4 protein-coding genes are annotated in these 5,184 nt (G+C 64.2%); 3 read left to right on the top strand and 1 reads right to left on the bottom strand.

The features are described from left to right. Nucleotides 1–132: 132 nt before the first annotated feature. The 3 genes from ON27_RS29835 to ON27_RS29825 are packed head-to-tail and all read left to right on the top strand — an operon-like array spanning nt 133 to nt 4,282. Nucleotides 133–1,287 carry a tyrosine-type recombinase/integrase gene (locus ON27_RS29835; RefSeq protein WP_169334543.1) on the top strand — a complete coding sequence of 385 codons (1,155 nt, stop codon included), beginning with the start codon at nt 133–135 and terminating at the stop codon, nt 1,285–1,287. 5 nt (nt 1,288–1,292) lie between these two features. Beyond that, nucleotides 1,293–3,743: a tyrosine-type recombinase/integrase gene (locus tag ON27_RS44985; RefSeq protein ID WP_245560299.1), complete on the top strand. Its 2,451-nt coding sequence runs from the start codon at nt 1,293–1,295 to the stop codon at nt 3,741–3,743. Next, nucleotides 3,740–4,282, top strand: coding sequence for a DUF6262 family protein (locus ON27_RS29825; RefSeq protein ID WP_043735107.1), 543 nt, complete (start codon nt 3,740–3,742; stop codon nt 4,280–4,282). The genes ON27_RS44985 and ON27_RS29825 overlap by 4 nt, the downstream gene beginning before the upstream one ends. A 1-nt stretch (nt 4,283) precedes the next feature. On the opposite strand, the gene ON27_RS29820 is transcribed toward ON27_RS29825, so the two are convergent. Continuing rightward, the gene (locus ON27_RS29820; protein ID WP_157227408.1) at nt 4,284–5,012 is read right to left on the bottom strand and encodes a HEPN domain-containing protein; all 729 of its coding nucleotides are present in this window, start codon (nt 5,010–5,012) and stop codon (nt 4,284–4,286) included. Nucleotides 5,013–5,184 lie beyond the last annotated feature (172 nt).

Here is a 5,184-nt window from a genome sequence, read left to right as displayed (position 1 = left end):
TTTCCTCGGGCTCTCTGGGGTGTAGCGGACTGTCGCGTGGAAGAGTCGGTGGCTTCGTGCGCGACATCATTCGTAGGCCTGTCGTGTACGTCGTTCACGTCGGAAGTCCTACGGGTGTGGAGGGTACGTCGGTTGCGGCGGTTCGAGGTGCGGTTGCCGTCCGGGGATCGGTACTGGACGGTGCTCGATGATGAGTTGCGGGTTGTTGGTTGTGTCGACGAGTTTCTGCGGCACTTGAGATTTGGGCAGGACTGTGCGGAGGGGACTACTGCTGCCTACGCGAGTTCGCTGGTGTTGTTCCTGAACTGGTGCCAACTGACCGGCCGTGAGTGGCGAGAGGCTGGTGCCGCGCTGGGGTCGTTCATCCTGTGGCTGCGATACACCCCGGATTCGAGGTCGGCCAGTGTGCTGATCGGACCAGGGCGTGAGCCGGTCCGTGGGGAGCGGCGGGTCAACGCGATCTTGACCGCCGTGCGTGGTCTGCTGGCGTTCGCGGTGACGGCGGGAGAAGCCAGGCCGGAAGTGATGGCCCAGATCTACGAGTTGGGCAGCACTCTTGATCTGCCCGCCGAATTGCGGGGCGAGGGAATGGCGGTGCTGCCGCGGGCGAAGGCTCGTCATCGGCTCAGCGAGCCGGACACGACGGTGGACAGGGCCAGCGACGAGGAGGCGGTGGCTTTGCTGCGCGCCTGCCGGTTGGCCCGAGACCGTTTCATCCTGATGTTGCTGGGTCGGTCCGGGTTGCGGCGCAGCGAAGCGGCCGGGCTGCGACGTGAGGACCTGCACTTCGTTGTCGAGGCGACCGCGCTGGGTTGCGCGGTGACGGGACCGCATCTGCATGTTGTTCGGCGGCCGAACTCCAATCAAGCCTGGGCCAAATCCCGCCACTGTCGATGCGTTCCGGCGGATTGGCTGGTGGTGCAGGCCTATGACCAGTGGTGCTGGGAAAGGCAGGGCCGATCTTTGCCCGTCGACAGCGACTACGTGTTGGTCAACATCGCTCGCGGTCGGCTGGGTGAGCCGATGACGCCCGGCGCGTTGAACGAGCTGCTGGACAGGCTCGCACGGCGCGCGGGCGTCGGGCGAGCGGTCTCACCGCACATGCTGCGGCACGCGTTCGCCAGCAACGTGCTCGATGCCGGCGGCGCAGTCGACGAGGTGCAGCAACTACTGGGGCATCGCTCACCCAGTTCGACCCAGGTTTACATCCATCCCGACTTCGGGCGCCAGCGCGCCGCGGTCGAGCGGGTCGCTGCGCTGCGCGAGCCAGTTGGGGGCGCTCGGTGAGCGGCGTGGCGAGACTGCTCGCGATCCCGAGCCAGGATGGCGGCGATCTGCGGGAGCGTTATCAGGCGGCGCTGGATCCGGAGTTCCTGGAATCCGTCGGCTGGAGTCCGGACAACGGAGTGCTGATGATCCCTCCGGACCATCCGGCACTGGGCTACGCGATCTGCCATGTGACCGGCTGCGATGTTGTCGCTGCCCGCGTCCACGGTCTTTGCCCTCATTGCCACCTGCGCTGGAAAGCGCTCGAGGAGCCGATGACTATCGAGGAGTTCTGGAAGATCGGCCGCACCGGCCGGATGATCGGCGAAGGCCGCTGCGCCGTCATCGACTGTCCGCGACCGGCATTGAGCACCATCAAGCAGCTCTGCCGGGCCCACAACTGGCAGCGAACGCGCCAGATGAAGGTGTCGATGGAGACGTTCTTGTCATCGCCCCTGGTTGTCGCATTGCCGTCATTCGGTCCTTGCCGGGTCGTCGCGTGTCCTCGGCAACGCGACTCGGCCGGTCCGCTGAGAATGTGTCGGTCCCATGGCATGAAGTGGGCGATTCTGGCGAAGAAGAGCGTGAATCCACCCGACCTCGAAACCTGGTGCCGGGCAGAAGGCGCCGTAGTGGAACGCGGTCAGGTCAGCTTGCGCGGCCTGCCCGATCTGGTGGTCGCGGAGCTGCTGCTCGGTCTGCAGCTGCGGTCGGCGACTGGCACGAAGACACCGTTGCGGATCCTGCGATTCTTCACCTACAGGCTCCGGGCCCAACAGGTTGCCTCGATCGTCGATCTCGACGGCATGGACCACGAACAGAACGTGGCCGCCCTGCGGCGGTCCCTCATCGGCCATCTGCGCCGGGCAGCTTCGACACCAGAGGAAGAACGGCACAAAGATATTTGGGACGCAACGGTTTTCGGCCATCGAGGAACGATCAATTTCACCGGCATCCGGCAACGATGGATGCGGGAGTCACTCAAGGAATGGGCATTCGAGGAACTGCCCACCCACCGAGGAAAGGCCGCCGCCGCCGTCGTCGCATCGAAGGTGAAAGCGATGCGATTTCTCTCCGACAGCTTGCACTTGCAGCGCGCAGACCACGGCGAGGCACCAGGACTGCTGACCCGCACCGACATCGTCGGCTACCTCAACCGCATGGCATACCTGGAAACCAGCGGCACGATGAGCAGATCCTGGCGGGTCCGGCTGACCCGCGACACCGCACGCATCCTGCGCGACGTCAGGGCCCTGGGATTGACCCAGCCCGGCCGGTCGGCGGCCGGGATTCCGGAGGACTTCGCCCTGCGTCGTGGGGACGTCCCACAGGAAGCCGACGACGACAGCCCCGGCCGCGCCCTGCCCGATCCCGTGATGCGGCACCTCTATTCAGCGCTGCCGACCCTCGAAGAACGGTCCAGCCGGGAGATCCGCGTCGCGACCGAGCTGATGATGGACACCGGGCGACGCCCGGATGAGATCCTCAACCTGCCGCTGGACTGCCTCGACCGAGACCGCGACGGCAAGTACGTCCTGGTCTTCGAGGACTTCAAACTACACCGCAAAAATCGGCGGCTGCCGATCACAGACGGCACCGCGGCGGTGATCGAGGCGCAGCGCAACGTTGTGATCGCTCGCTATCCGAAGGCCGACCGCGGCACGCTGCCACTGCTGCCTTCAACACTGAGGAACCCGCGCGGCCAACGACCCATACCCCAGCCGAGCTTCGGTTCGGCGCACCGGATCTGGATCCACGCTTTGCTGCCGATCGAGTTGCCCGGCGGCATCGTGATCGACAAACCCGATGATCTGGTGCCCTACGCCTATCGGCATTCCTACGCACAACGCCACGCCGACGCCGGAGTTCCGCTCGATGTGTTGCGAGATCTTATGGGACACAACTCAACTGCGACCACTGAGATCTATTACCGGGTCACCGAGAAGCGGACTCGCGAGGCGATCGACCGAGTCAGCACGTTCCAATTCGACCGGCACGGCAACCGGATCTGGCGTCAGGCCGAAGCCTTGCTCGACGACGAGCGCGCACGCATGCAGATCGGCCAGGTCGCCGTTCCCTATGGCATCTGCACCGAGCCGACCAACGTTCAGGCCGGCGGGCACGACTGTCCGTTCCGATTCCGATGCGTCGGCTGCGGCCACTTCCGCACCGATGCTTCCTATCTCCCGGACCTGCGGGCCTATCTGCAAGACCTGCTGCGGGACCGTGAACGCGTCCTCGCCACGAGCGAATTGGATCAGTGGGCCCGCTCCGAAGCGGTCCCGTCCGAAGCTGAGATCCAGAAGGTTCGCCAACTCGTCCGCCGCGTCGAACACGACCTCGACGACCTGACGACCGACGAACGCGATCAAATCAACGACGCCGTCAAAGTCATCCGCAAGACTCGCCGCACCGTGAACCTGGGGACACCGCGCGTCTCCCCGCCACGCCCCGACCAACCCGGAGAAATAGCATGACCACGGGAAACACCGATCCCCTGACCCGCGCCCGAGCTCACGACAGCTCCCGCCGCCGCCAGGCAGTCCTCAAAGCCATCAACGCGGCCCGCAGCTCAGGTGAGGCCATCACGGTCTCCGGGATCGCTCGGGCCGCCGGGGTCCATCGCACATTCGTCTATCGGCATGCCGACCTGCACGCGACAGTCCTCGCCGAAGCGGCCAAACCACCGTCGACTCCGACGGGTCATCCGGCGGTCAGCCGCGAGTCGTTGCTGGCCGATCTGGTCAACCTCCAGGCCCGCAACGCCCGCATGGCCCAAACCATCAGTAACCTCGAACGGCGGCTCTCCGAAACACTCGGCGAAGACGTCTGGCGGACATCAGGACTCGGCGCACCGACCGACATCGAAACCCTCCAGCGCCGCATCACAGAACTCGAGCAGATCAACATCGATCTGCGAGATGAACTTGCCGAGCGGCAGGACGAACTCGACGCCGCCCGCGACGCCAACCGGGAGCTGATGACCCGGCTCAACGCAATCAAGCACCCTAGGTGACCTACGAAGACTCCTCCAAAGTCGGAAGGCCCTGACCCGTGTGATCCTCGAGGTGCTTGCTGACTGCTGACGCGCTCGCCTCGGCCAGGCGAGTAACAAGATTCAGCCCGTCGGTGGCGTGCTTCTTCAGCACGCCACCGGTTGGCGATCCTCGATGAGCGATGGACCCACGGAGGGTTACGAATGTCTCCAACCGCTTCGTCGCTGCCGCTTGCGAGGTCTTCGTCCACTTCCACGACGCGGTGAGGTCGTTCATTCCGACGTTCTTGAGGAAATACTCTTTGACCTGCCCTGGTTTCGGAGTGTTCAGACTCCGATCTGCATCGCTCGACAACAGCGCGGCTCGGTCTCGAAGAACCGTCCGCCATCCGTCGCCCGCGATCTTCCAGATAGCGAGTTCGTTCTTCTCGTCGAGCAGCACCTTCTTCACCGTCTTTTGAATCTCCTTCGGCAGATCACTCGACTCAGCGGCATGGTCAGCCAGATGAATGAGTGCCTCCGCCGCGAGATCCTCGCAGAACGCCTCCCATGACGCACAGATCATCACCACAGCAGACCGACTGATGACCTGGATATCCGGACGGCGGCGCCCCCGAGCCGAGCCGGTCTCCTTCACATGGAAGTCGATCAGTCGCTCGATGTCGGGGATCGCATCGTCGAGCAGGCTGCGATGAGCATTTCCGTGAGCCGCTGTCGCCAACAGGATTCCTTCTCTGTCAATAAGTTTCATGGGTGAGCATCCACAACATCATGCAGATCGCCGGAGGAGACGAGATCGTTTCGGCGACTTCGAAGCCGATCTTGCGCGACACCTGTCGCATCCGATACAGTGCGCTGGCATCGACTTGACCTGCACTTTTCTCCAGCGGGCTTCGTGCTCAGGTCGCCGGAACCCGAGGAAA

This window comes from Nocardia asiatica NBRC 100129 (genome assembly GCF_000308415.1).
Lineage (GTDB): Bacteria > Actinomycetota > Actinomycetes > Mycobacteriales > Mycobacteriaceae > Nocardia > Nocardia asiatica.
Note: the sequence above shows the minus strand (reverse complement) of the source record. Positions and strands in the feature narration are given on the sequence as shown.